This window comes from Clostridium transplantifaecale (genome assembly GCF_900626075.1).
In the GTDB taxonomy this organism is placed as follows: domain Bacteria; phylum Bacillota; class Clostridia; order Lachnospirales; family Lachnospiraceae; genus Otoolea; species Otoolea transplantifaecalis.
In genome coordinates this window covers 346899-373431 of record NZ_UYZY01000001.1, presented here as the reverse complement: position 1 = coordinate 373431, position 26533 = coordinate 346899, and the positions used below count along the sequence as shown (strand labels likewise).

Below are 26533 nucleotides of genomic sequence, written 5' to 3'. Positions count from 1 at the left end.
ACAAAACTCCTACTCCAATTTTCTTACATAGTATTGATTGACAGGCTGCAAAATAAATCCGTCCAGTTCTAGTTTTAAGAGCGCTGCCATGCATTCCCCTGTCGGCAGTTTACTCATTCTAATCAGTTCTTCTACATGTTTTGGTTGTGAATCTAAGCAACTATACACCATTTTTTCCGTCTTGGCAAGCGTCTTTATTGATCTTTTCACGAGTTTTAGGGATTTTTTACAATCTATTCTAAAAAAATCAAGGATATCTTCTGGAGATTGTAAGAGCGCCGCACCCTGTTTTATAAGGCCGTTGCAGCCCTCGCTCAGGAGGTCGTTCACCCGCCCGGGGACGGCAAATACTTCCTTTCCCTGCTCCAGGGCCTGATCCGCCGTAATCAGGGAACCGCTCTTTTTTCTGGCTTCCACGACAATGACGGCGTCCGCAAGGCCGCTTATAATCCTGTTTCGCGCAGGAAAATGGCCGGCTGACGGTTTCTCCCCCGGGCCGTATTCGGAAATCACCCCTCCCGTTTCTAAAATGACATGATAAAGGCTCAGATTCTCTCTGGGGTAACAATAGTCAACTCCGCTCCCCAGAACAGCGTACGAAGCCCCCTGTGCATTTACAGTGCCTCTGTGAGCCGCTCCGTCTATACCCCGGGCCAGGCCGCTTATGGTCTGTATCCCGCTTTCGGCCAGTACCCTGCACAGATATTCCGCCACCTGACGTCCGTAGGAGGTACAGCTTCTGGCTCCCACCACAGCCACGGAGGGCTGGCGCTCATCCGGAAGCCTGCCTTTTACATAGAGCCACATCGGCATGTCATAGATGTTCTCAAGGCGGCGCGGATATTCCGGTTCTCCTGCCATAATAAAGCGGATATCTTTTGCGGCAAGCTCTCCATACTCGATTTGCCGCTGTTCCAGGCACAGCTTCTCATTTTCTATCCGTTTTGCATCGTCTCCCCTCAAAAACGGAAGCCGTTCCAGATCCTGTTTCTTCATATTATATATTGCTTCAAAACTCCCGGTATATTCCAAAAGTTTTTTTGACTTGACCGCTCCGATGCCGTCTATCCGGCTGAGCCAGTAGAGATAAAACTTTTCCTTCTCCATGTTCTTCTCTTTATTCCTCTCTTCCGTCTTTATTTCTTTATTCATTCCACTGCCTGTCGCCCATGTCCTTGTCTCCACGGAGTCGGACGGTTTTGAAAACCCGGCCTAAAATTTAAATCCCCAGTATTTTTTCTCAAAGCTTCTGAAGGAAACCGCCTCGCTGAGATGTTCCCTGGTGATCTGTTTCTTCTCATCCAAATCAGCCAGTGTTCTGGCCGTCTTAAGAATTTTCTCATAAGCCCGCGCACTCAGGCCGTATGTCCTGTATATCTCCCCCAGGAAACGCTCGTCCGCTTTCTTAAGACCGCAGTACCGTTCGGTCTGCCGCCTTTCCATCTGACTGTTGAAGCGGCAGTTCTCTCCCTTAAACCGTTCTTCCTGTATCATTCTGGCCGCCATGACCCGTTCCCTCATAACGGCGGAACTCTCCCCTTTCTTCCTGGAACCGGGAAATTCCTGCGGCTGTCTCGGCACCTCCACGCCGATGTCAATCCGATCCAGGAACGGCCCCGATATCCGGCTCAAATAACGCCTTATCTGCGGTTCCGTGCAGGTGCAGCGGCCGATGTCAGGGTAAAACCCGCATTTACAAGGATTCATCGCCGCGGCTATCATTGTATCCGCCGGAAATTCCACCGAACCGTTCATCCTCGATACAGTGATTTTCCGTTCCTCCATCGGCTGGCGGAGCAAATCCAACAGCGCGGGCGTAAATTCCGGCAGTTCATCGAGAAACAGGATTCCATGGGTGGCCAGGGAAATCTCCCCCGGCCTCGGATTTCTCCCTCCCCCGGCCAGCGCCTGGGCCGTAATGCTGTGGTGCGGGCTTCTAAAAGGTCTTGTCCGGATGAGAGGCTGTTCCTTTTTCAGCATCCCGCAGATACTGTATATTTTAGAAACCTCGATGCTCTCTTCCATTGAAATAGGAGGCATAATGGTAGGAAGTCTCCGCGCCGCCATCGTCTTTCCCGTTCCGGCAGGCCCGATCATCAGAATATTATGCCTGCCTGCGGCCGCGGCCTGGCACGCCCGTCTGACCGTGGTAAGGCCGGTCAGTTCCTCATAATCCACCGGGTATGAGATACTGTTCATTTCCCGGAACAGGGATTCGTCAAAAAAGCGGCCGCAGGACGGATCCGTACCGCTCAGAATTCCGGCAAGCTGCTTTAAATTTCCAACCCCCACAATCTCCATACCTTTTACAGCCGTGCCCTCCGATACATTCTCCTCCGGGACAAAAAAGCGCCGGATTCCCAGCTTGGATGCGGCGAATACACGGGACAGAACGCCTCTCACCGGTTTAATACAGCCGTCCAGTCCCAGCTCGCCGATAAAAGCCGCCTGCACAAGCCCTTCCCGCGGCACTTCACCGAGACTGCAGAGCACCGCAGCCGCAATCGCCAAATCATAGGCAGTCCCCTCCTTCCTGATATCACCGGGCGACAGATTGACCATCACTTTTTTCGGCGGCAGATAAAATCCGGAATTTTTGAGCGCCATCCTTACCCGGTCCTGTGCTTCCTTCACGGCCTCCGAAAGATAACCGACCATAATAAATCCGGGAAGGCCGTCGCTGACATCGGCCTCCACCGTGACAGGGAACCCCTCCACACCGTGAATTCCCAGACTGTTAATTTTACTGAACACGAAAAAACCTCCTTAAATGAAATCGTTTGAAATAATGAACTCTTTAGAAAATAGAAAGGATTTAAGATACTTTGTTGGAAATTATATTGGAAATATTTGAGATAACTTGAATTTCTGATAGTTTGAATCATAGAATAAGGGAACCTTGATATGGTTCCATTGAATTGATATAAAACTTTGTATGCCGTATTTTATCATATCTCTCTTATGGGTTCAAGGGTCTGGAGGGAAAAGATTAAAAAGATTAAAATTTAGTTGAAATTCGATGACGTCTCTGTAGGGTGGCGGACTTGGCCGCTCCCTCCCCGTTCTTCAGTTTCTCCGGCAATCAGTTCTGGGAAGGAAGGGGGAAAATCCCCCCTCACCACACATTCAATACCGGAACTGAAGTCTCATTCTGCACTCCAGCCAAAGCCCTACAAATTGCTCTGAGAACCTGGTTCTCAGCTTCTTTTCAAAATCCAGGCGGCAATATCTTCATATACCTCTTCCCGGTTTAATTCATTAATCAGTTCATGGCGGGCCTGCGGGTACAGTTTCATTGTGACGTCCCTCAGTCCCAGGCCGCAGAATTCTCTGTAAACCTTCCTGACGCCCTTCCCCCGGTCACCTACCGGATCCCTTTCTCCCGACAGGAGCAAGACGGGAAGTGTTTTCGGAATCTGATCAAACTGCTTTTTCCGGTTCAAGTCCTCCATTATGCGGAAAAAGTCTTCATAGGCTCCGTTGGAGAAGATAAAACGGCAGTCCGGGTCGTCCTCAAATTTCCGGTCTTCGCCGATATCTCTGGAAAGCCAGTCGTGCTTCGTCTCTCCCGGCTCAAACGGCCGGTTGTAACTGCCTAGCACAAGACTGTGGAGCGTCTCATTGTGATAATCACGTCCCTCTCTCCTTATGGCATGCCGTACCGCCTCCATGCCGATTTTCAGGACCAGCCCTGGTTTGCTTCCCGTACCCATGATAACGGCTCCCGCTACATCGCCGCCATGCTGTGTCAGATACTGCCTGACAAAAAAAGACCCCATACTGTGTCCATGGATAAAATGGGGAAGAGCCGGGTATTGGCGTCCCACATAATCCGATACCCGCTTGATGTCCTCCAGTACGAAACCGGCTCCGTTTTTATCGGCAAATGTTCCCAGCATGCCGGGACGCGCCGTCTTTCCATGGCCCAGATGATCGTGGCCAATCACGGCGATTCCTTTTTCATTCATGGCCCCGGCAAATTGGGCGTACCGTCCGATATGTTCCAGCATCCCATGATTAACCTGGAGCGACGCTTTCGTCTCTCCACACGGTACCCAGTGGACGCCGTGAATTCTCGACACCCCATCACTGGACGGAATATAAAAGTCAAACCGGCTGTTCATCTCTCCACCTCTTAGTTTGTATGATTCTTTCTCTGTTCACATAACCATTCCGGGCAGCCGCTGTCCCCCGTCGACGCCCTTAAATCAGGCTCATCTTCTTCCATTTTCCCTTCCGGTAACGCAGGATAAACAGGGTAAGGCGGAAAATCCAGTCCATCAGCATTGCAATCCAGACTCCGATCACGCCCATCTTAAAGTGGATTCCCAGAATGACACTGAACAGAATGCGGAACATGATCATGGAAAAGACTGAGGTAACCATCGGCATTTTCACATCGTTGGCCGCTCTCAGCGCATTTGGAAGTGTGAAGGCAACCGGCCACATAATGATTGCACCGATGCAGTGGATCCACACCAGGATGCGCGTCAGCTCCGCTGTCTCCGCCGTCAAAGAATAGATCTTCAGGGCAAGCGGCATCACGAGCACCACCAGGCCGTTTGTAACCAGACCGGCAATGTACGCAATTTTCATCAGTTTTTTCACATAATACTCTGCCTGTTCATAATCCTTCGCCCCGACGCAGCGCCCTACTACGGTCACCATCGCCAGGTTCAGCGCCATGCCCGAGATCAGCCCCATGTTATCCAGGTTATTGGCAACCGCATTGGCTGCAATCTGGACAGTTCCGAATCCGGCTATAATGCTGACGATCAACACGCGTCCGAACTGAAACAACCCGTTCTCTATCCCGTTCGGAATTCCTATGTACAGAATCCTGCGGATCATGGAACCGTTCAGGCGGCATAGAGATTTTGCTTCCAGATAAATGATATTGTCCCTGTTCCGAAGGAGAAGGACCATAATAACGGCGGCCACTCCCCTTGCGAATGCGGTTGCCCATGCGGCGCCCGCTACTCCCATGGAAAAGCCGAAAATAAGGATTGCGTTGCCAACCACATTGATCAGGTTCATGAGTACCGAGACCTTCATCGAAACCTTGGAATTACCCATGGAACGGAACAGAGCGGCACAGGAGTTAAACACTGCCAGGAAAGGATAAGAATAGGCCGATATCTGCAGGTAAGTGACCGCATTGGCCATAACATCTTCCGTTACCGTCGGATACAGAAGCCCCAGAAAATGGCTTTTCGCCGCCAGCACGATTGCCATAATAGCGAGGGAGATAAAGGTGGTCACAATGAGTAACTGACCGGCAGACTCCCTGCACATCTCCTTACTGCCTTTCCCCAGATATTGGGAAGACACAACGGCCCCACCCGTCGCCAGGGCCGCGAATACATTGATTAGAAGAAGGTTGATCAGATCCACCAGCGCGACTCCCGATATGGCGGCCTCTCCTGCATAAGATATCATCATTGTATCGGCCATTCCCACCGTAATGGCCAGAACCTGCTCGATCAGCAGGGGGACGATCAGCAGCTTCAGTTCTTTATCAGAAAATAAACGGTTCATTTTAATTCCTCCGGTTCATTTTCTCTATTATATCAAAGATTTGGAAGGTTGTCCTGAAAATTTTCCTGCTCAATGCCCATTCCCGTCTCCAAAATGCAGTCAATCAGAGGCGCGCATTCCCATGATCATTAAAGGCGGACAGCAAAATGCTGTCCGCCCTTAATGATATAATTAGTCGTTTCCGTACAGAGTAACCAGTTTTGTGAGGTAGTGATATCTCTCTTTTGCTGCTTCCTCGTTCTTAGCGAATAATTCTTTTGCTCTCTCCGGATTCTTAAGTGCAAGGGATGTGTAACGAACCTCGCCGTTTAAGAATGCCTGGTAGTCTCCTGACGGAGCCTTGCTGTCAAGGCTGAACTTCTTCTCAGCAGCCGGATTGAAGCGGAAGTTGTGCCAGTAACCGCACTCTACAGCCAGCTTCTCCTCTGTCTGGGCTTTGTCCATACCCTTCTTGATACCATGGTTGATACATGGAGCGTAAGCGATAACCAGGGATGGTCCCGGATATGCCTCTGCCTCTGCCAGTGCCTTTACAGTCTGTGCATAGTCGGCGCCCATGGAAATCTGTGCAACGTATACATAACCGTAGCTCATAGCGATGGAAGCAAGGTCTTTCTTCTTAACGTCCTTACCGCCGGCTGCGAACTGTGCAACAGCTCCTGTTGGCGTAGCCTTGGAAGACTGGCCGCCTGTGTTGGAGTAAACTTCCGTATCGAATACCATAACGTTGATGTCCTTGCCGGAAGCAAGAATGTGGTCAACGCCGCCGAAACCGATATCGTAAGCCCATCCGTCACCACCGAATACCCACTGGGATTTCTTGGCGAGGAAGTCTTTATTCTTTACAATGTCCTTGCATACAGGGCAGTCAATTCCGTCTAATGCGGCAACTAACTTGTCTGTAGCAGTACCGTTTAATGCTCCGGAACCGAATGTATCGAACCAGTCTTTGCAGGCTGCCTTCACTTCTTCGGAAGCTTCTGCAGATGCAAAAATGTCTTCTACTTTCTTCTTTAAGCCGTCACGCATTGCGTTCTGGGCTAAGAGCATACCGTAACCAAACTCAGCACAATCCTCAAATAAGGAGTTGTCCCATGCCGGTCCTTTGCCTTCTTTATTTACCGTATATGGTGTGGAAGGTGAAGAGTTACCCCAAATGGAGGAACATCCTGTCGCATTGGAGATATACATTCTGTCACCGAATAACTGTGTGATTAATTTAGCGTATGGAGTCTCACCACAGCCTGCACATGCGCCTGAGAACTCAAGTAACGGCTGTTTGAACTGGCTTCCTTTAACCGTAGTCTCTTTAAATTTCTCAATTACATCCTGTTTTACTTCCAGAGACTGGCCGTAATCAAAGATCTTCTGCTCTCCGAGGCTCTTCTCAAGGCTATTCATAACGAGAGCCTTCTCACCCTTCTTACCTGGGCATACGTTTGCACAGGAACCGCAGCCTGTACAGTCAAGTGCGGATACGGTGATGGCAAACTTGTACTGTGGCATACCTGTCATAGCAAGTGTCTTTGTTCCTTCCGGTGCTTTGGAAACCTCTTCCTCTGTAAGAGCTACAGGACGGATTACAGCGTGCGGACATACATAGGAACAGAAGTTACACTGGATACAGTTGTCCGGATTCCATACAGGAACATTGACAGCGATACCGCGTTTCTCATATGCGGAGGAACCGGACGGCGTTGTACCGTCTACGTAATCTACGAATGCGGATACAGGCAGGTTATTACCTTCCTGAGCATTAACAGCAGCCTGAACGGTGTTAACGAACTTCACTACGTCTTCTCTGCCTTCTGTTGCATGAGTCATCTCAAGGCCTTCGTCCGCTGCGTTCTTCCAGCTCTCAGGAACCTGAATCTCTACAACGTTCTGTGCGCCTGCATCGATAGCGGCCCAGTTCTTCTTAACTACATCCTCGCCCTTACGGCCGTATGTCGCCTGAGCGGCAGCCTTCATCAGTTCGATGGCTCTCTCCTCCGGAATGATGGATGCCAGCTTAAAGAATGCGGACTGAAGGATTGTGTTGATACGTGTCGGGCCCATGCCGGTCTCGATACCGAGTTTTACACCGTCGATGGTGTAGAATTTGATATTGTGATCTGCGATGAACTTCTTAACCTGTCCCGGTAAGTGCTCCTCAAGAGCTTCCATATCCCATGGGCAGTTTAACAGGAATGTTCCGCCGTCAACACACTCCTGAACCATATTGTACTTACGGATGTAAGCAGGGTTATGGCAGGCAACGAAGTTGGCTTTGCGGATTAAATAGGTGGATTTAATCGGTTTGTGCCCGAAACGGAGGTGGGACATGGTAACACCGCCCGATTTCTTGGAGTCATAGTCAAAGTATGCCTGTGCATACATGTCCGTATTGTCACCGATAATCTTGATGGAGTTCTTATTAGCGCCAACCGTACCGTCGGCTCCCAGACCCCAGAACTTACAGTTAACGGTTCCTTCCGGAGTCGTTACAAGCGGAGCGCCCAGTTCCAGGGACAGGTTTGTAACGTCATCCACGATACCCACCGTGAACTGTTTCTTAACCGTGTTATCAAATACGGCAACAACCTGTGCAGGTGTTGTATCCTTGGAGCCTAAACCGTAACGTCCTGTGAAGATAGGTGTCTGGTCAAATTTTGTTCCCTTTAATGCTGCAACAACATCAAGGTATAACGGCTCACCTAAGGAACCCGGCTCTTTTGTTCTGTCTAATACGGAAATCTGTTTTACGGATTCCGGAATGGCATTAACTAATGCGTCTGCGCAGAATGGTCTGTAAAGACGAACTTTTACAACACCAACTTTTCTGCCCTGTGCCAGCAGGTAGTCAATGGTCTCTTCAATTGTATCATTGACGGAACCCATAGCGATGATAACATGCTCAGCGTCTGGAGCGCCGTAGTAGTTAAACAGTTTGTAGTCTGTGCCGATCTTAGCATTAACCTTGTCCATATAATCCTGAACGATAGCCGGTAATGCATCGTAATATGGGTTGCATGCTTCTCTTACCTGGAAGAAGATATCAGGGTTCTGAGCGGAACCTCTCTGGCATGGATGGTTCGGGTTAAGCGCATTCTTACGGAAAGCGTCGATTGCATCCATATCCGCCATCTCTTTCAGATCCTCGTAATCCCATGTTTCAACCTTCTGAATCTCGTGGGAAGTACGGAAACCGTCAAAGAAGTTAATAAATGGAACTTTACCCTTAATGGAAGCAAGATGTGCAACCGGTGTTAAGTCCATAACTTCCTGTACGCTGGATTCACAGAGCATGGCACAGCCGGTCTGACGACATGCATAAACGTCGGAATGGTCGCCAAAGATAGATAATGCATGGCTTGCAAGTGCACGTGCAGATACGTTGAAAACGCCCGGCAGCTGCTCGCCTGCAATTTTGTAAAGGTTCGGGATCATCAGTAACAGACCCTGGGATGCAGTGTAGGTAGTAGTTAAAGCACCGGCTGCAAGGGAACCGTGAACGGCACCAGCTGCACCAGCTTCAGACTGCATTTCTGTAATCTGCACTGTCTGGCCAAAAATGTTTGTTCTTCCATCGGTTGCCCACTCGTCTGTAGCCTCTGCCATAGGTGAGGACGGGGTGATAGGATAGATGGCGGCTACATCTGTATATGCGTATGAAGCATGTGCAGCTGCATGGTTACCATCCATAGTTTTCATTTTTCTTGCCATAATGAATGTTCCTCCTGTAATTTTAGTGATAAAGTGAATGTATAAGTTCAATCCCCTCTCGGAAATTTACCTGAGAATATTATAACAACTTTTTGTTAAAATGCAAACGAATTTAGATTGTTCTGGCGTATTATTTTCAAAACAATAAAATTTCTTAATTTTAATTTGTCCTTTTATTTTCAGGCCGGATCAGTTTTTCATCCCCTGTCCTGCAGTATCTATGCTGATCGAGCCATTCTCCACCAGCTTGATAAACAGCTCCGCTAATGTTGGATCGAACTGTCTGCCGGCCTGTTTCCTGAGTTCCCGGCAGGCATATTCCACCGGATAGGAAGGTTTATAACTTCTGACGGAGGTAATCGCGTCAAAAGCATCCGCGACGGCCAGGCACCTGGCTCCGATTGGAAGCTCTTCTCCTTTAATTCCTCTCGGATAACCCCGTCCGTCCCAGCGCTCATGATGCCCCACAACGGCAGGTATCAGATAATCCAGGCTGGGCAGATGCCGGATTATTGCAATGGAATGCTCTACATGAGTTTTAATAATCTCATATTCTTCATCACTCAACTGACCGGGTTTCGTAATAATATTTTCCGGAATGGCAATTTTTCCGATGTCATGGAGAAGTCCCGCCTCATAGATCATCTGTGCATGCTCTTCATTCAGTCCGGCCGCCTTAGCCAGGGTTCTGGCATAGTTCGCCACATTCTGGCTGTGGCTGAACGTATAATGATCCTTGGCATCAATGGCGGCGGTCAGGGCATAAATCGTCGCCGCATACTCTTCATAGTTTCCGGCCATGATATTGCTGCTGGCCGTTACGCCGTCTGCAGCGGGATCCGTAAGTGAATACTGGCAGATCCTGTTCTTTCCGCTGCGTTTGGCATTATAAACTGCCATATCCGTATTTTCCAGCAGCTCTTTCACTGAGGAAGCGCTGTAAGGCGCCACGCAGATTCCCCCGCTCAGGGTCAATGCCTTTAACAGCACGCCGCTTCCGTCGGTCTCCTGGCGTCCAACCTGCTGTTTGATATTTTCAGCCAGCCCGGCTGCCTGATACAGGTTGTATCCAGGCATGCAGATTGCAAATTCTTTCCCCCCATAGCGGCAGGATATTCCGTTATTCCCCACCGTACTGAGTATAATCTGTGCCGTCCGTTTTAACGCATTATCACCGGCATACGTTCCATAAAGCTGATTGAACAGTTTGAAATCATCCAGATCCAATATAATCAGGGCTACAGATTCATTCTGTGGATTATTGTATACCTCATTCAGTCTATCCATAAAAGATTTACGGTTTAACAGGCCCGTCAGGTGATCTACCGTAGCCTCCCGTTTTGCCTGTTCATACAGATTGGCATTTTTAACCGCAATGGCGGCTATGGACTTTGCCGACTCCAGGAAGGAGATGTCATCGTAAGTGTATTCGTTTCCTTTCACCTTCCTGCCAAGCAGCACAACGCCGACCAGATCCCCGTCCCGCTTAAGCGGCACAATACAGCTGACCCCCAGGCCGGACAACAGGCTCTTCTCCGTGTCCCACATAGATTTATATGAGGATGAGCGCTTGAAATCCGACATAAAAAGGCAGTTCTCCCGGCTGTTAAACCAGGCAATGAACGGATTATCCGAAGAGATAGAAAATGACTTCACATCCAGTGGCGCCGCCGAGCAAACAGGCCTGAAATGTTTTCCTGTTTCATCTCTCATGCAGACATAAGCTTTATTTACCCGAATCGAGTCGCAGATAACCCGTACAAACAATGCTAAAATTTCCTGCAGATCCAGGCTCTGTGATACCGCAACGCTGAATTCCTTCAGCCGTTCCTGCTGTATCTGCTCTTCCCGTAAAAACAGGTTATTCAGAATTCTCTGCAGCAGCTGGTAGATCAACATCATCGCTACTGCAAATAAAATTGCTATCACCAATGTTGTGTGGCCTTCAAATTCCGGGAAATAAGTCTCAATCACCTGCTCCACAGGGCGGATCAGATAGACGCCCAAAATAGAGCAAAGGCACATTGTTTCAGCCAGCACCACGGCTCTGGATACCAGCAGCGTCATACGGAACAGCCTTTTTTGGTACAATGCATAAAACATCAGGCCGGCATAGATGATTCCCGACAATGTGTCCCACGGAAAATAGTTCCCAGGCAATATTGAGATTAAATTGCCGATGATCAGAACCGGAGGCCCAATCATGATAGGAAGAAGGCTGTGCACCGATACATCCCGCTCTTTTACGCTGTAATTAACCATTCTGGCTCCATGAATCAGCATCAGAACAATCAGGAAGGTGGGAATCAGGATTTTCCAGTTGCTTTCATACAGAAAGACAATCTTCCCCTCACTTGTTTCTATCAGCTCCGGAGCCTTTAAAAACAATTCAAAATGAGTCAGGAACAAAATCACCACAGTGACCAGCAGCCAGACTTTTTTCATATATTTATCTTTTGATTCCACAAAATAATACAGAAACATATAAACCAGATACGGTGCAGCAAATAATGCCATGATAGACAGCTCATACCACAGCTTATATCCCGGATACAGCCTGAGTCTCATAAGAAGGGAGCAGCCGGTCCAAATGGTAAAACAAAAAAGCAGCTGGATAAAAGAATTAATCAAAGGATTTTTCTTTGCCGAAAGCAGTGCTATCATCAAAAATGCATAACAGAAGACTGCCAGAATCGGCACCCAGATAAAAGGAATCGCTCCACTCATCGTCCGTACCTCCTGTCGCCGATTGTCTGATAGGAATCAAACTTTAAAAATTCCGAAAGTTCAAAGGACGGCGGATTTACACGGCGCAGTTTTTTACCCGTCAGTTCCAGATACCGATCCATCGTACCACATTTCAAAATGCTGATCTGTAAAGGCTCGATACCCAGCATCTTTTTCAGATCACGGTAATCCGTATCGAAAAATGTAAAATATACTTCCAGATGTTCTTTTAAAATCTGGCGGCTGACCGCGATTCCTCCAAGCTCCGCAGGATCCAGCTCCACGTAAAGATGAAGATATGGCCGCCTTTTAGTGTCATATTCTTTTTTGGCAATCCAGTGCTTTATTGTCAAACCGGATAAGCGTATTACATCCTCGATGGAATTTTCCGTAATCCTGGTAAAACCTGCAATATCGATCACCCACGGAACACGGTCCAAAAATGCGAACTGAGGCAGATTCGTGCTCTTATCTCCCCCTGTGCTGATGCACCGGAACATATCCCCGATCCTGTACCGCGCGAAGGCTCCACCCTTCAGGACGGTCACCACCAGCTCGTAATTATGATCGGCGACCAGTTCATCCATCAGGATTGTGATCGGCTGATAGGACGGATCATCCATGGATTTATATACCTCATCTTCCGGAATGAATTCATAAAAACAGGAATCAGGAAAAAAGACCATCCCGTTGCGTGAATGCGTTTCCGTGCCTACAATAGAAACTTCCGTGCCTGCAAATATCTCCAGCGGATCGAGCCCCCAGGCTTCTCTCAGTGAATCTTTATAGGAAGCCGTATCCGTTCCGGCGCAAACCAGTGATTTAAGGTTAAAAAGATCCCTCGGCTCGATCTCGCGGCCTTCCTTGGCGCATCGGTATTTTGCCATAATAAAGCGGTACAGCATTGCCGGTTTCATTTTAACCGCCTTTTTCAGCATACCGCCGGATGAGCCATTTTTAAACATTGACGAAAAATTATCCGTAATGTAATAAGCCACGCTGCTCAATCCGAAAAACAAATCGATTCCTTTCTGCATTCCCAGTGTAAAGCCCTTTTTATTTCTTTCTCCAAAAGACATACTGTGTGCCTCTTTTACAGGAGGCAGAAATTTAAAATCGATTTCTTCCTCGAAAACCACAGGAAACAGGCCCGTGACAAAAGGAAGCGGCGCCAGCCCAAACAGTACCTTATCGCCATTTTTAAGTCTTGCTTTCTTCGACTCATTGCTGGAAGAAATCGTGGTGATTGCCATTAAATTATTTCGGAAAACATCCAGCATACTTCTGGTATATGGCGCCACCTTTACCGGATGTTTGCCGCCCTCCCAGGTAGTCTGAAGCCAGATGACCGGCTCCCCCGGAAGCATGTCCGTCTGTTTTCCCAACAGAATATCCGCATAATCCCCATAGCTGGTCAGAGGAACGGCGCGTCTGAAATCCTCTGTTGTCTGAGGCCTCTGTCCCTTCAAAAACTTCTGTCCAAGTCCGCTCGCCGACCAGACGCTGATCTGTTCTTCCAACAGACGTTTCTGTATCCCCATATATTCTTCAATGGATAAGTCCAGGAAACCGCAATATTCCTCCCAGACTTCGCGGTACTGCTGTTTTTTTATTTTTTGTCCATAATTCAACCTTCGTGTCCCCCTTTGTCCGCTGTTTTCTCCATCTTGTACGTCTTCAAACTGCTGATGCATTTTTTTAAGCTTGCTGCGTTTGGTATCAGAAAGGGCGTGTTTTTCCTGTAAGCATCATACCCTTCAAACAAACGCGGAAATGAGTAAATATCCTGAAACAGTATGTAAAGCAGATTCATCCCGGTATATGCCGTCCCTGTAAGCAGCAAAAACGGTTTTCCAAGCCCCAGAGATAAAAAAAGATAAAATCCCGCCAGAAACAACGCCCCCGGGTGTCTGCACAATGCGTAAACTCCTGTCGTGCAGATTTTCTGTTTTGATCCTGCTACATAGGCTTCCTGAAACGGTACTGCAAAAAACAGCGTATAAATCAGCAGAAACAACTGTACTCCCGCCAGCAAGAAAAAAACAGCAACCGCAGGTAAGCTGACTTGATAATCACTCTCACATGCTGTTACTGACACGATAACGGTAAGCACACAAAGCGTAATGCAGCCTGCTGCAAACAGAGGTCTGACCGCTTTGTAATTTTTATGGATTTGGTTTAAATCATAGATTATAAATAATAGAAAGCATAAGCTGCCTAGTCCTATGTAAGTCATTAAATCCTTCTCCCTTTATCCCAACTATTATATTGCGCATATACCATTGTATCAAATCACTAACAGAAACTCAACAAAAAACTGTTTTTTTCGCTATTCCCGCTGCGAAAAAAGGGAAAACCATCTCTCATGATGGTTTTCCCTGAACTTTCTAATAATTTAATTAATTGCCTCCCGGGCCGGCCGGAACATTCACAACCGGATTCGTCGGCTGTTCGGAAGGGTTGGCTCCCGGCTCCTGTCCTGGTGTTACGCCGCCGTTGTCTCCCGGTGTCTGCCCCCCCGGAGCTGCAACTGTAGGTGCTTCCGCCGTCTCAGAACCAGGCCCTGCCGGTCCCTGTGCTTCACCCTGTTCCGGAACGCTCTCGCCCACACTCGCTGACGGCATCTCCTCCGTCGGTAATGTCGGGGCTTCCGTTGTGATGACTACACCCGATGTATTTCTCTTGATGATAGCCGCCTTTCCTCTGTAACTGCTGTTATGGAAGAATTCACGGTTGATCTCATTGCCGTTCTCATAGGTCACCAGATAAGTGGACCAGCTGCTGCCCGGCACTGCCTCTTTCACCAGCTTCTCTTCTGTCAGCTGAAGCGTCTGATCTTCCTCATAGGTCGGCGCGGGAGGATCGATGGTTCCTTTCTTCTCGGAAGCCATGCGGATCTTCTGTCCGTCCTTGACAATCTGGACTCCGTATATGGAAATAGTCAGCTCCTGGTTTGCAAAACTTGTCTTGATTGCAACCGGATAATTGGAGTTATTAACAAACTTGAAGTCGGGTCCTCCAAAGCTTACCGCAGCGTCCTCTCCCGGCGTTACATAGGACGGCTCATAGCTGTGTGCATGACGCTCCGTACTCTTGAGTCCGGCAAAAATAACTGCATTATACAAGGTAGAGGATACCTGGCATACGCCGCCGCCCGGCTCCTGTACAATCTCTCCGTTCAGATAAGCGGTAGCCGGCTTGTAGCCCTTAGCCTCCGTACGGGCTCCCGTGGTGTCGTTAAATGAGAATTCCTGTCCCGGATTGACAATGGTGCCGTTCAGGGCATTGCAGGCCAGACGGATATTCTCGTTACGGTTGCTGTTCGATGTCGTCTTTGTCGTATAGGTTGCAATTGTCTTGTATTTTTCCTTAAGCTGCGCTGCGGAGAGTTCCGGGGAAACCTCCTTAACGCTGGCCTCGATCACAGCGCTGTACTCTTTCTTCTGTACTGCCGCAACCATATCCGCCGCCAGCTTGTCCTGGTCAATGACAAGGCCGTTTGTGCCTTCCGAGAAAGTGAATTTGCCGGAATCCTTATCGTATCCGGAAATACCGCCGTTCTTGGCTACCATGTTCCAGTTGCCGGCGATGAGGGCCGCTTCCGCTTTGGCCGCTTCCGTCAGATTTTCTGTATCTATCTCATATGCATGGGCCGTCTGCATGTCCCCCGCATAGATTTCCTCAAGGAGGTTATTTACCTTTTCAAGCAGGATGTTGCTGACTGAAGCTTCTTTATCCTGGTATTTTACCTTCATGCCCCAGTTGTATTGTTTGAGGATCGCATCCCTGGCCTCATCCTGGCTCATTCCGGTGATCGCCACTCCGTCTACCGTGATCTGGTTCTCTTCTCCGCTGGAAGATTCAATCTCGGAGGATGACTCTACGGTTTCTCCTGTCGTCTTCGCTTTCTGGCAGCCCCTGGCTACAAGCGCAAGAATCAATATTATAATAAGCGCCCCGATCACATACATCAGAATCTGTGTGATATCGTAATCGTTCTTCTTCCGTCGTCTGTTATGGTTATGGTTGTTGCTGTGGCCGTTCATGGAACTGTGCCCGGCCGATGTATTGGAAACTCTGGAACCCGTATGTGTATTTTTCCTGGTGCTCCCGGTGCCCGCTCTCCTCGAAGAGCCCGTATTGGATGTCCTTCTTCTGGAAGAACCATTACTAAAATCGCTCATAATCTTTCACCTGTCTATACTAATCTTGTTTCGTTCATGCTACAGTATAGCACAAATATTCGAAAAGAAAATAACTTATTTCTTAAATTTCTTTTTCCGTTAAATAAATACTTATTTCTTGACTTTTCGTGTCAGAAACTGTACTGTTTTACCAAAACGGTGTAATACCTTTTCAGGGGATTCACCGACAGTAAGGAGACATATTATGGGTTTTGTTGATCTTCATGTACATTCGAACGTCTCGGACGGTACCCTGACCCCCGAAGAAGTGACGCGCCTTGCCCTTGAAAAAGGGCTGGACGCTTACGCCCTGACGGATCACGATACAACGGACGGCATCGGCAAAGCGATCGAAGCAGCCCGTGGAACTTCGTTGGAGGTAATTCCAGGTACAGAACTGTCCTGTATTTATAATGGGAAGGAAATCCATATTCTGGGACTCTATATCAATCATCACTCCCCATCCCTTTCCGATACACTGACACAGCTCAGAAAGGACAGAGACAACCGGAACGACGAAATGCTCGCGCGGTTCAGGGAGGACGGCTTCCTGATTACGAAGGAGGATTTGAACGGCGGAGACGGCGGCGCAGTTATAACAAGAGCGCACTTTGCCCGGGCCCTCATGCAGGCCGGCTATGTAACCACGATGGATCAGGCCTTCCGAAGATATCTGGAACACGGCAAAAAGTACTGCCCCCAGAAAAAGACCATTGCACCGCCCGACGCAGTCAGGCTGATACTTGAAGCCGGCGGTTTTCCCGCTCTGGCCCATCCGGTCCAGTATAAACTCGGCTGGGCTAAAACCGCCGGGATGGTTGAAGCGCTGAAGGACATGGGGCTTATGGGGATCGAGGTCTACTATTCTTCACATACCCAGAACGACAGTCTGCGTCTTAAGGAAATGTGCCTCAGGTACGGTCTCCTTCCCACCGGCGGTTCTGACTTTCATGGCTCCAACAAGCCGGATATCTCCATCGGCTCCGGCAGAGGAGGGCTCCGCGTATCCTCCCTGCTGTTAGACGACATCAGAAAAAGCCTGCCTTAGCAGACTCTTTCCGGTGTTTTCCCGGCATCCTTTTTCATGCAGTCCGTCATGCTGTCCATTGTGGGTATTTCCGCCGTAATACAGTCCATTCCGCAGGCAGCGGCAGCTTTCTCTGTCTCTTCTCCGATACACACCGCCTTAAATCCCGAAAGCCAGTCTTTTTCCGGCCTCAGAATCTCCATAAATCCTCTGACAGTGGAACCGCTTGTAAATGTGACATAGTCAAAACCGCGGTCAGCAAGCTTCTGCCTCACTCTTGCGGCCTGGGCATTTTCCCCTGGAACGACAGTTTTGTAAAGAACGGTGTCATCGTAGGAAACCCCGGCTTCCCTGAGCGGCCGTGTCAGCTCCACAGACCCCTGTTCGGCCCGCAGAATCAGAATACGTTCACCGGCCGCCCTGGCCGCCAGTCCTTCTCCCAGCTCTTTTGCATAGTAACGTTCAGGCATATAGTCCGGATATATCCCCCGGCCCGTTAATATTTCTCCCGTAGCCCTTCCGATCACCGCAATTTTTATGCCTGCCAGGGAACGGATATCCATCTTCCGTTCCGCCATCACTTCAAAAAACAGTTCTGCGCCGCTGGGGCTTGTAAATACGAGCCATCCATATCTGTCAAGCGCATCAAGCGCACCGTAAATCCCGCTTAAATCTTCCGGCAGTTCGGTTTTTACGGACGGAAGTTCCACCACTTCTGCCCCGGCGGCCTGCAGCCTGCCGGTCAGACCGGATGCTCTTCTCTCCGGTCTTGTCACAAGAACTTTCCTGCCCGCGAGAGCTCTGCTTTCGGCCCAGGAACATATGCCGCTGAGGGAGCAGACTTCCCCTATCACCATGATGGCCGGCGGCTTGATTCCTGCGCTTTCGCCATCCGCCGGCAGTCTTTTGACGGTGGAAATCACTTTTTTTTGTCCTGCCGTTGTCCCTTCCTGCAGAAAGGCGGCAGGTGTATTTTCAGAAAGGCCCGCACGGATCAGCCCGCCGCAGATCTCCTCCGATGCAGCCACCCCCATCAGAAAAATCAGGGTTCCTCCGGCCTCTGCCAGGGCTTTATATTGAATTGATGCATCTTTCCCGGCCTCAGAATGTCCCGTAATGACGTGAAAAGAGGATGCTTTTCCTCTGTGCGTCACAGGAATTCCACAGTATGCGGGCACAGCAGCCGCAGAGGTGACTCCCGGCACCACTTCAAAAGGAATATGGTTTTCAAAAAGTGCCTGTGCCTCTTCGCCGCCACGGCCGAATATGAAGGGGTCACCGCCTTTCAGCCGTACTACCAACCGGCCTTTTTTTCCTTCCTCAACCAGGATTTTGTTAATTTTTTCCTGGGTGCTGGAATGGAATCCGCTCCTCTTTCCCACGTAAATCTGTTCTGCCTCATCCGGTATCCACCCCAGGATACCGTCTCCGGCAAGGGCATCATAAATGACCGTATCGGCCTCTTTAAGAAGCTCCCTTCCTTTCACGGTCAGAAGCCCCGCATCACCCGGTCCTGCTCCCACAAGATATACTTTATTTTCAAATAGTCTTTTTTTCATCTCTGTCTTTATCCCCGTCCTTCTTTCATTCACAGTTTATTTTCAGGCATTTTCATTCAATTTTCCCCTCTGCGAAGGCTTTTTTAAGGGACAGAGCCAATTTTACACCCAGTTTTTCCTCATTTCCCAGAGTGTCTTCTGCCGTTCCCGTTATATAGCGGTTCGTAATCTCATCATGATAGAGACCTTTGAGGACGATCCTGCCGTCTTCCACTTCTGCGCAGGCCGCGCACGGAGAACTGCAGCCGCCGTCCAGGATTCTTACAAAAGCCCGCTCAGCCGCAGCCATTGCCTGCGACTTCGGCGAATTCACCCGCTTTGTAAACGAAACGGTCCCGTCGTCTTTTCTGCCCTGGACCGCCATAATTCCCTGGCCGGCCGAAGGAATTATCTCATCTACCGAAAAGTAGCGGCTGATGCGTCCCCCATATCCCATTCGGAGAAGTCCCGCCGCCGCCAGGATCAGGGCATCGTACTCACCGTCGTCCAGCTTTCTCAGTCTGGTAACCAGATTGCCTCGTATCCCCTTAAATTCCGCATCGGGATAAAGCTTTGCCGCCTGCATCCGCCTTCTCCTGCTGAAGGTTCCAATCACAGGTTCCGCCGGAAGCTCCTCAAGTCCCTTTCGAAGCACCAGGACATCCCTCTTATCTTCCCTCTCCGAATAAGCCAGAATTGGCAGCCCCTCGGGCAGTTCCATCGGCATATCCTTCAGGCTGTGGACTGTCAGGTCACACCTTCCCTCCAGCAGCGCCCGGTCCAGTTCCTTTACAAACAGTCCTTTACCGCCAATCTGTTCCAGAGAGCGGTCCAGGATCATATCCCCCGTTGTCTTCATAGTCACCAGCTCCGTCTCCACATCCGGACAGACCCTTTTTATCTCTTTTATTACCAGCTCCGATTGAATTACAGCCAGAACGCTCTCCCGGCTGCCAATGCGGACGATCCTGTTATTCATCAATTCTCTCTCCCTGTCAGTTCTTCTTTCAGACACTTCTGCACGGCCTGTGTAATATATTTCGCCATACGGTGATCCCTGCCTCCCGCAGTAATGCCGGCAACCACGTCACCCTGTCTTGCAATGCCGGGAAAATAGAAATCCGACTCTTCTTTTTTCCCCGCCACGTTCACAAAGGCGCCGGCCTTCCTGCCGTCCTCTGCCGCCAGTCTGTCCGCCTCCTCATCTCCCGTCGCCGCCAGAACAAGAAAATAGGCGCCGTCATCCTTTCCCGGCTCTTTCCGCCCCCGTACTGAGCGTTCCCTGAACTCTCTGTAGTCCATCACATGAAGCGTAATGTCATGCGCCCCGTGAAACATCATAATAAGCGCTTTTGCTTCTTCGGAAAGCTCCCTTGCAACCACTGTCACGGATGCTTCGGCCTCCAGCAGAACCCTGATGCGCCTGACCGCCACCTTACCGGCGCCGGTCACCAGCACCCTGCGGCCCTCCATATTAAAAAACAAAGGAAAATAAGACATTCTCCCCATCCTTTCCTCTGAACCGTCTTTTTTGTCTGCCCGTTCCCAAGTGTAAAACATCTACGCTGTAATCGGCGGCAGTCCGTACTCCCCGTCATGCCATCTCATATTATGGGGGATGCACTTATTTTTCAGCTTTTCCTATTATACACAAAATGGGACGGATATTCAAACGGGATTTACGTCTTGCATCCAGCCCCGTTTCACTGTATACTTGATTCGGTATCATAAAGAGCAGTTCGGATGCTTAAATCCGCATTCTCATAAAATTGATTCGGGAGGTTTATTATGGAAGAATTTTTCAGGGCAATAGAGGATAAAATCAAGGATTCCGGCTATACAGGGCCAGTGGATGGAGAAGACATCTACAACGAAATATGTGACGATATTGAAGAAAAGGAAAACGGTTCCTATCTCTTCATGTCTAAAAAAGATGACGGCACTGTTTTTGAATATAAAGTCGATGTAATGGATGATAGTTTCAATCTCTCCTATGTTCATATCACTGCAGAAACGGGTACGTTCCATGTCGATTTTGACATATAATTCACAAAGAGCCGGAGGGATCTACCTGCTATTTTCACATACGTCTTCCCTATTTGCTGTAAAAATTTGGGAAATATCCTCCTTGTTTTGAGCAGGCGCATTTGCTATAATATGCTTGTTAAAACATTAACCCAATTTCAAACGATGAGATGAATCCGGATTTATTGTGTTCCGTACATTTCAGCGTCTACTTTCAAAAGGAGGGTTTATCATGAAGATTCAGAACATTTCAGATGTAGAAAAATTTTTTACCGTAATTGATCAGTGCAAAGGAACCGTGGAGCTGGTGTCTCCGGAAGGCGATCGCATCAACTTAAAATCAAAACTGTCCCAGTACCTTTCCATGGCTACGATCTTTTCTAACGGATACATTAAAGAGCTGGAACTGGTTGCCTATGATAAAGACGACATCGATCGTCTCATCAAATTCATGTACCAGGGTGAATAATATTGATTAAAAAAGCCGGACAGTGACGTCCGGCTTTTTTATACCCTTCCGGCCTTTGGCCGCCAGGTTTCTATTATCTCATTCACTTGATGTTTCTATCTTCTTCTAAGTCTTCTGTTCACATCCTCTCGCACCAGGGCATAAACAACCGAGCAGAGCGGAATAAAAATCAGCATCCCCACGACGCCCATCATGCTTCCGCCGATGGATACGGCCGCCAGCACCCAGATTGAAGGAAGACCGACCGAATTTCCCACCACATGGGGATAAATGAGGTTCCCCTCCACCTGCTGGAGCACAAAAAATATGATAGTAAACCAGACGGCCTGAACCGGATTGACGACGAGTGTCAGAAAGATACCGATTGCACAGCCGATAAAAGCCCCGAAAATTGGAATAAGGGCGGTAAAGGCAATCAGCACGCCGATCAAAAGGGCGTACGGCAGCCTGAACAGACTGAGCGTGATAAAGAACATGGTTCCCAAAATTACGGCTTCGGTGCACTGGCCGGCAAGGAACTTCGAGAACGTCTGCTCCGCCATCCGGCAGATACGGATAAACTCATTTACCGCCTTCTCGGGAAAATAGGCGTAAAAGAGTTTTTTAAACTGTCTGGCCAGGTTCTCCTTCTGAAGAAGAATGTAAATGGAAAATATAAATGCAATGCCAAATGTGGCGATACCGCTTGCTATGGATGCGGCCGCCGTAAGCGTGGAAGACAGAACGGTACCTGCTCCCGTTGTGACAAAACCGGCTAATTTTTCAAATGTGTCTTTCCAGTCTATCTGGAGATTGATGTTATTAATATACTCCACTATATCCGGATATTCGCCGAATTTCTTTTCCAGCAGAGCCTGCATGTTGCCGAAAAATTCCGGAATCAGATCCTTCAGGCTGACAAGCGTTTCCGTAATCTGGGGCACCACCAGAAAAAATACGATACCCAGAATCAGCGCCACAAAGAGCAGGGCCAGTGTAAGGCTCAGCGCCCTTTTGTGTTTCCTTACATGCTTCTCCGGGAGCCTTGTCTCGATAAAACGCATCGGCACATTCAGGATGAATGCGATGGCCGAACCGCAGAGGAACGGGAATACAAGGCGTATGGCCCATCCTACGAACACCAGCACCCTTTCAAACTGAAGAGCCAGAGCCAGTATCACGATCGTGTACAGGATAAGCAGCATAATCTTTTTCATTGTTTCTCGGTTTATATCCATATAATTTCCTCTCTATAAAAACGCTTCAAACACTTCTTTTATCTCTTCCTCCGGGGCCGCAAAAGAACCCTGGATCATCTGGGAACTGCCGCCTCCCCGTCCGTTTAACTTCGCATTCAGTGTCTTTCCGGCTTCCTTCATATCGATGGCACGGCTGCCCGCACAGTAATTGTAACCGCCCCTGCCGTCCGGTGAAAAGACGGCCGCCGTACCTGCCTTCCCTTCCTCCAGCAAGAGATTACAAAACTGCCGCACCTGCACCGGCAAAAGCCCCTCTTCAAATACAAGTAAAAGCTTCTGACCTTCTTCATATCTCTCTGCTTTTAAAGTAAACAGTTCCCTGGTCAGCGCGCCGATACGCGCGTCCTTCTCCGCCGCTTCGTTCTTAAGCCGCTCTACCGCCTCCGCGAGCCTGTCCGGTTTGGCAGAAAGCAGATTGGAAATAGCAATCGCCTGATCCGTCTTTCTGTCATAATCCTCCATGGCCTTTGCCCCGCAAATCATCGAAATACGGACTCCGCCTTTATAGTGAATCATGGACAGAAACTTGATCGCGCCAATCTCCCCGGTGCGTTCCACATGGGTTCCGCAGCAGGCACAGCAGTCTGAACCGGGAATTTCCACGATTCTGACTTGTCCGGTCAATTCCTTCTTACTTCTGTAATCCAGTTCTGCAAGTTCTTCCTCCGCCGGATATGTAACTGCTATATACTGATTGGAATATACAACTTCATTGGCCTCTTTTTCGATTTCCATAAGCTGGGTCCAAGTCAGTGAACCGTTTAAATCAATAGTCATCTCCTCATGCCCCATATGGAAACCGACGTTGTCATAGCCGTACCGCCCATGGATAAGCCCCGATACGATATGTTCGCCCGAGTGCTGCTGCATATTGGAAAAACGGCCTTCCCAGTCGATTGTACCGGCAACAGTCTGTCCCGTCTGCATCTCCCGGTCCGTATAGTGAATAATTTCTTCTCCCTTTTCATGGACTTCCAGTACCCTGGCCTCTCCCAGCATTCCGGTATCGGACGGCTGTCCGCCCCCTTCCGGATAAAAACCTGTCCGATCAAGTATCACTTCAAATCCCTTTTTCCCTTTTTCACATGAGAGTACTTTCGCTTCAAACTGTTTTACATAGGGAAGCTGGTAATATAACTTTTCCATTTTTACAATCCTTTCATTTAAAAGTTCCGCGATACTCCTATTATACACAAGTTTCCACCATGTTCAATCATGTTCCTGTTAAAATTAATTTTAAAAATCAGGAAACTGTGGCAAGCCGCCGGGCATATGATGGAGTGTAAAGAAAATCTCGGAGGAACTTAATATGAGTGATTTAGCAGCAACAAACTGCGGATGTGGATGTGAGAATAGCTGTGGCGGCGGATGTGGATGCGGCGGTGGAGGAAACATGATCTTCCTGATTCTCATCTTACTGTGCTGTTGCGGTGGCGGCGGCGGTGGATGTTTCGAACATAACTGCGGCGGCGGATGCGGATGCGGCGGTGGATTCGGTGGATTTGGCGGAGGCGGTTGTGACTGCCTGATCTGGATTATCCTGCTCTGCTGCTGTTGCGGCGGCGGGAATGGCGGCGGCGGATTCTGCTGCTAATTAAGGTACCGTCTTACGGGCCTTATAACGTCTCCAGCACGCATTCTAAGCCGGTCACAGGGAATACAGGGCAGGTTCTGCCCTGCATTTCCGGCCGGTAGTAAATTCTCTTTATAGCCATCAACAATGAAAAGTATGTTTCACGGACTTTTCATTGAGAGTCAATGCAAACTGCCGGGATTTCCGGCTCCCGTTCTGGGGAGCCTCCCGGCAGCTTCTTTTAGTTCGCAGGAGTCCGATGAGCCGGACTCTTTCCTATCTCTTTACAGTTCCCTCTTCACCTGGTAAATCAGGGCGTTGCAGATGGTGGCCGCCACGTTGCTGCCCCCTTTTCTTCCCCTGGCGACAATATAAGGAGTGTCTTTTAAGGTCAGGATCATTTCCTTAGACTGCACCACATTGACAAATCCGACCGGCACGCCGATAATCAGCTTCGGATGGATTTTTCCCTCCTGAATCAGTTCATACAGCCTGACAAGAGCGGTAGGAGCATTCCCAACGGCAAAGATACAGTCCCGGCCAAGTTTTGCCGCCTTGTCCATACTGGCGGCCGCCCTGGTCGTGCCCTCTTCCTTTGCTTTCAGCGCTACATCCTCATCGGCCATAAAACACAGGACTTCCCCTCCCGTCTTTTCCAGGGATTTTTTATTCACCCCGGCCTTTCCCATGTTGGTGTCCGTCACAATTGTGCAGCCCTCTCTGAGGGCCTCAAGAGCCTTCTCCACGGCTCCCTCCGAAAAGACAAGGCTGTCCGCATACTCAAAATCCGCCGTCGTGTGAATCACTCTTTTTATCACCTGTGACTGTCCTTCCGGGAAAGTTCTCCCTCCCAGTTCTTCCGTTATGATTTCCAGGCTCCTTTTCTCAATCTCCGCCGGCAATACACGTTCCAGTTCTGTTGTCATTTTTCTTCCAGCCCCTCTTCCAGTATTCTGTAAATCTTATCCATATCAAGGTTTCTGCGCAGTTCCTCCGCCAGCTTATCATACTGCTGTTCCCGGTATGCATGGTAGTTGAAACCTCCGTCCTCCGTCTTAAGCGCCGTCAGTCCCTTTGCCTCCATGAGTGCAGACACGACTGCCTCTGCAATACCAGGCCCGTCGAAAATCCCATGCACGTACGTACCATAAAGGTTCCCACAAGCCAATCCGTCCTGCTTTCGGGCCTCCGATTTGCCCTGGTGCTCCTTAAGACGCAAAAACGTGGATCCGGTGTCTTTTAAATCTGTTCGTCCCATATGGATTTCATATCCCTCCAGGCTTCTCCCGGAAAGTGACTTGAAAATCCCCTCCACGGCCTCAAACCGGCCTGTCACCCTTGTTCTGGACTTCTCTTCATGGAAGACGGTGGACGCCTTTAAAAGTCCCATTCCTGTCGTCTGCTGTCCCGGAATGCCGTTCTCCGTGCCGGCCTCGTCGATCAGGGTCTCCCCCATCATCTGATATCCTCCGCAGATTCCAAATACCGGCGTTCCCTGGGCCGCCGCCTTAAGTACAGCCGCCTCCAGGCCGTTCTGGCGCATCCAGAGCAGGTCCCCCATCGTATTTTTCGTTCCGGGCAGAATAATCATATCCGGCCTGCCAAGCTCACCAAGCCTGCCGACATACCGCACCGACGCTTCCTTCATGGCCGAAAAGATATTAAAATCGGTGAAATTGGAAAGGCGCGGGAAGCGGATTACCGCAATATCCACCAGGGCGGTTCCCGCATCCCGGCTTGTCAGCCTGCTGCTTAAGCTGTCCTCATCCTCTATATCTATATTCATATATGGGGCCACACCGACCACCGGAATGCCGCAGAGTTCCTCTATCATATCCACGCCCGGTAAAAGTATCGTCTTGTCCCCGCGGAACTTATTGATAATCAGGCCCCGGATCATAGCTCTCTCATCCGGTTCGAGGAGCATTACGGTCCCGTAAAGCTGGGCAAACACGCCTCCGCGGTCAATATCACCGGCCAGCAGAACCGGCGCCTTTGCCATCTTTGCCATCCCCATATTGACTATATCGTCGTTTTTCAAGTTGATCTCCGCCGGACTTCCGGCTCCCTCGATCACAATGATATCGTATTCCCTGTCGAGTCTCCCATATGCCTCCATAATAGCCGGTATCAGGCTTTTCTTGTATCGGAAATAATCCCTTGCCGCCATCGTGGCCACGGGTACCCCATTTACAATCACCTGGGAACCGGTATCGCTGGACGGCTTTAAAAGAATCGGATTCATATCAGCCGACGGTTCAATCCCCGCCGCCTGGGCCTGCACCACCTGGGCGCGCCCCATTTCCAGACCCTCACGCGTAATGAAGGAATTGAGCGCCATATTCTGCGATTTGAAAGGGGCCACCCTATATCCGTCCTGCCTGAATATCCGGCACAATCCGGCCGCCAGAAGGCTTTTCCCCGCATTTGACATGGTTCCCTGTATCATAATTGCTTTTGCCATAATTCCCCGTTTCTCTGACTCTGTTTTCGTTTTTTCTGTTTTTGC

At 49.4% G+C, this 26533-nt stretch carries 20 protein-coding genes; 4 read left to right on the top strand and 16 right to left on the bottom strand.

What is annotated here, in order from left to right; genetic code table 11:
- Positions 1 to 9 precede the first annotated feature (9 nt).
- From dprA to EJL91_RS01600, 9 genes are all read right to left on the bottom strand, one after another.
- Positions 10 to 1152, bottom strand: coding sequence for a DNA-processing protein DprA (gene dprA, locus EJL91_RS01640; protein ID WP_125140225.1), 1143 nt, complete (start codon positions 1150 to 1152; stop codon positions 10 to 12).
- 60 nt (positions 1153 to 1212) lie between these two features.
- Positions 1213 to 2754, bottom strand: coding sequence for a YifB family Mg chelatase-like AAA ATPase (locus EJL91_RS01635; RefSeq protein WP_125140224.1), 1542 nt, complete (start codon positions 2752 to 2754; stop codon positions 1213 to 1215).
- 443 nt (positions 2755 to 3197) lie between these two features.
- Positions 3198 to 4124 carry an alpha/beta fold hydrolase gene (locus tag EJL91_RS01630; protein WP_125140223.1) on the bottom strand — a complete coding sequence of 309 codons (927 nt, stop codon included), beginning with the start codon at positions 4122 to 4124 and terminating at the stop codon, positions 3198 to 3200.
- Between the two features lie 79 nt (positions 4125 to 4203).
- Positions 4204 to 5538: an MATE family efflux transporter gene (locus EJL91_RS01625; protein WP_125140222.1), complete on the bottom strand. Its 1335-nt coding sequence runs from the start codon at positions 5536 to 5538 to the stop codon at positions 4204 to 4206.
- Positions 5539 to 5709: 171 nt separating this feature from the next.
- Positions 5710 to 9243: a pyruvate:ferredoxin (flavodoxin) oxidoreductase gene (gene nifJ, locus EJL91_RS01620; protein WP_125140221.1), complete on the bottom strand. Its 3534-nt coding sequence runs from the start codon at positions 9241 to 9243 to the stop codon at positions 5710 to 5712.
- 189 nt (positions 9244 to 9432) lie between these two features.
- On the bottom strand, positions 9433 to 11970 hold the full coding sequence (locus tag EJL91_RS01615) for an HD domain-containing phosphohydrolase (protein WP_125140220.1): 2538 nt from the start codon (positions 11968 to 11970) through the stop codon (positions 9433 to 9435).
- Entirely contained in the window at positions 11967 to 13601 is a 1635-nt protein-coding gene (locus tag EJL91_RS01610; RefSeq protein ID WP_125140219.1) for a GH3 family acyl-acid amido synthetase, read from the bottom strand. The genes EJL91_RS01615 and EJL91_RS01610 overlap by 4 nt, the downstream gene beginning before the upstream one ends.
- Positions 13598 to 14206 (bottom strand): methyltransferase family protein, encoded by a 609-nt coding sequence (locus tag EJL91_RS01605; RefSeq protein ID WP_125140218.1) that lies wholly within the window; start codon positions 14204 to 14206, stop codon positions 13598 to 13600. The genes EJL91_RS01610 and EJL91_RS01605 overlap by 4 nt, the downstream gene beginning before the upstream one ends.
- A gap of 163 nt (positions 14207 to 14369) precedes the next feature.
- A complete protein-coding gene (locus tag EJL91_RS01600) occupies positions 14370 to 16154 on the bottom strand; it encodes a VanW family protein (protein WP_125140217.1) in 1785 nt (594 codons plus the stop codon).
- Between the two features lie 205 nt (positions 16155 to 16359).
- Between EJL91_RS01600 and EJL91_RS01595 the strand changes: the two genes are divergently transcribed.
- Entirely contained in the window at positions 16360 to 17202 is an 843-nt protein-coding gene (locus EJL91_RS01595; protein WP_125140216.1) for a PHP domain-containing protein, read from the top strand.
- On the opposite strand, the gene cobA is transcribed toward EJL91_RS01595, so the two are convergent.
- Genes cobA through EJL91_RS01580 form a run of 3 tightly spaced genes read right to left on the bottom strand, consistent with a single transcriptional unit; the run spans position 17199 to position 20219 of the window.
- Positions 17199 to 18740, bottom strand: a complete 1542-nt coding sequence (gene cobA / locus EJL91_RS01590; RefSeq protein WP_125140215.1) for a uroporphyrinogen-III C-methyltransferase — start codon at positions 18738 to 18740, stop codon at positions 17199 to 17201. The genes EJL91_RS01595 and cobA overlap by 4 nt on opposite strands.
- Before the next feature lie 52 nt (positions 18741 to 18792).
- A complete protein-coding gene (gene hemC / locus EJL91_RS01585) occupies positions 18793 to 19698 on the bottom strand; it encodes a hydroxymethylbilane synthase (protein ID WP_125140214.1) in 906 nt (301 codons plus the stop codon).
- Entirely contained in the window at positions 19698 to 20219 is a 522-nt protein-coding gene (locus EJL91_RS01580; protein ID WP_125140213.1) for a precorrin-2 dehydrogenase/sirohydrochlorin ferrochelatase family protein, read from the bottom strand. Before EJL91_RS01580 ends, hemC begins: the two co-directional genes overlap by 1 nt.
- A gap of 288 nt (positions 20220 to 20507) precedes the next feature.
- On the opposite strand from EJL91_RS01580, the gene EJL91_RS01575 reads away from it, so the two are divergent.
- Together EJL91_RS01575 and EJL91_RS01570 are read left to right on the top strand one after the other, a co-directional pair.
- Positions 20508 to 20765 (top strand): hypothetical protein, encoded by a 258-nt coding sequence (locus EJL91_RS01575; RefSeq protein WP_125140212.1) that lies wholly within the window; start codon positions 20508 to 20510, stop codon positions 20763 to 20765.
- 211 nt (positions 20766 to 20976) lie between these two features.
- Positions 20977 to 21213 (top strand): polya polymerase, encoded by a 237-nt coding sequence (locus tag EJL91_RS01570; protein WP_125140211.1) that lies wholly within the window; start codon positions 20977 to 20979, stop codon positions 21211 to 21213.
- Between the two features lie 95 nt (positions 21214 to 21308).
- On the opposite strand, the gene EJL91_RS01565 is transcribed toward EJL91_RS01570, so the two are convergent.
- Positions 21309 to 22430: an AI-2E family transporter gene (locus EJL91_RS01565; protein ID WP_125140210.1), complete on the bottom strand. Its 1122-nt coding sequence runs from the start codon at positions 22428 to 22430 to the stop codon at positions 21309 to 21311.
- Between the two features lie 12 nt (positions 22431 to 22442).
- Entirely contained in the window at positions 22443 to 23597 is a 1155-nt protein-coding gene (locus EJL91_RS01560) for an alanyl-tRNA editing protein (RefSeq protein ID WP_125140209.1), read from the bottom strand.
- Positions 23598 to 23760: 163 nt separating this feature from the next.
- Between EJL91_RS01560 and EJL91_RS01555 the strand changes: the two genes are divergently transcribed.
- Positions 23761 to 24045, top strand: coding sequence for a hypothetical protein (locus tag EJL91_RS01555; protein ID WP_125140208.1), 285 nt, complete (start codon positions 23761 to 23763; stop codon positions 24043 to 24045).
- 263 nt (positions 24046 to 24308) lie between these two features.
- Here the strand turns inward: EJL91_RS01555 and EJL91_RS01550 are convergent, their stop codons facing one another.
- Both EJL91_RS01550 and EJL91_RS01545 read right to left on the bottom strand, forming a co-directional pair.
- Positions 24309 to 24950: a precorrin-8X methylmutase gene (locus tag EJL91_RS01550; protein ID WP_125140207.1), complete on the bottom strand. Its 642-nt coding sequence runs from the start codon at positions 24948 to 24950 to the stop codon at positions 24309 to 24311.
- The gene (locus EJL91_RS01545; RefSeq protein WP_125140206.1) at positions 24947 to 26488 is read right to left on the bottom strand and encodes a cobyric acid synthase; all 1542 of its coding nucleotides are present in this window, start codon (positions 26486 to 26488) and stop codon (positions 24947 to 24949) included. The genes EJL91_RS01550 and EJL91_RS01545 overlap by 4 nt, the downstream gene beginning before the upstream one ends.
- Positions 26489 to 26533: the final 45 nt, after the last annotated feature.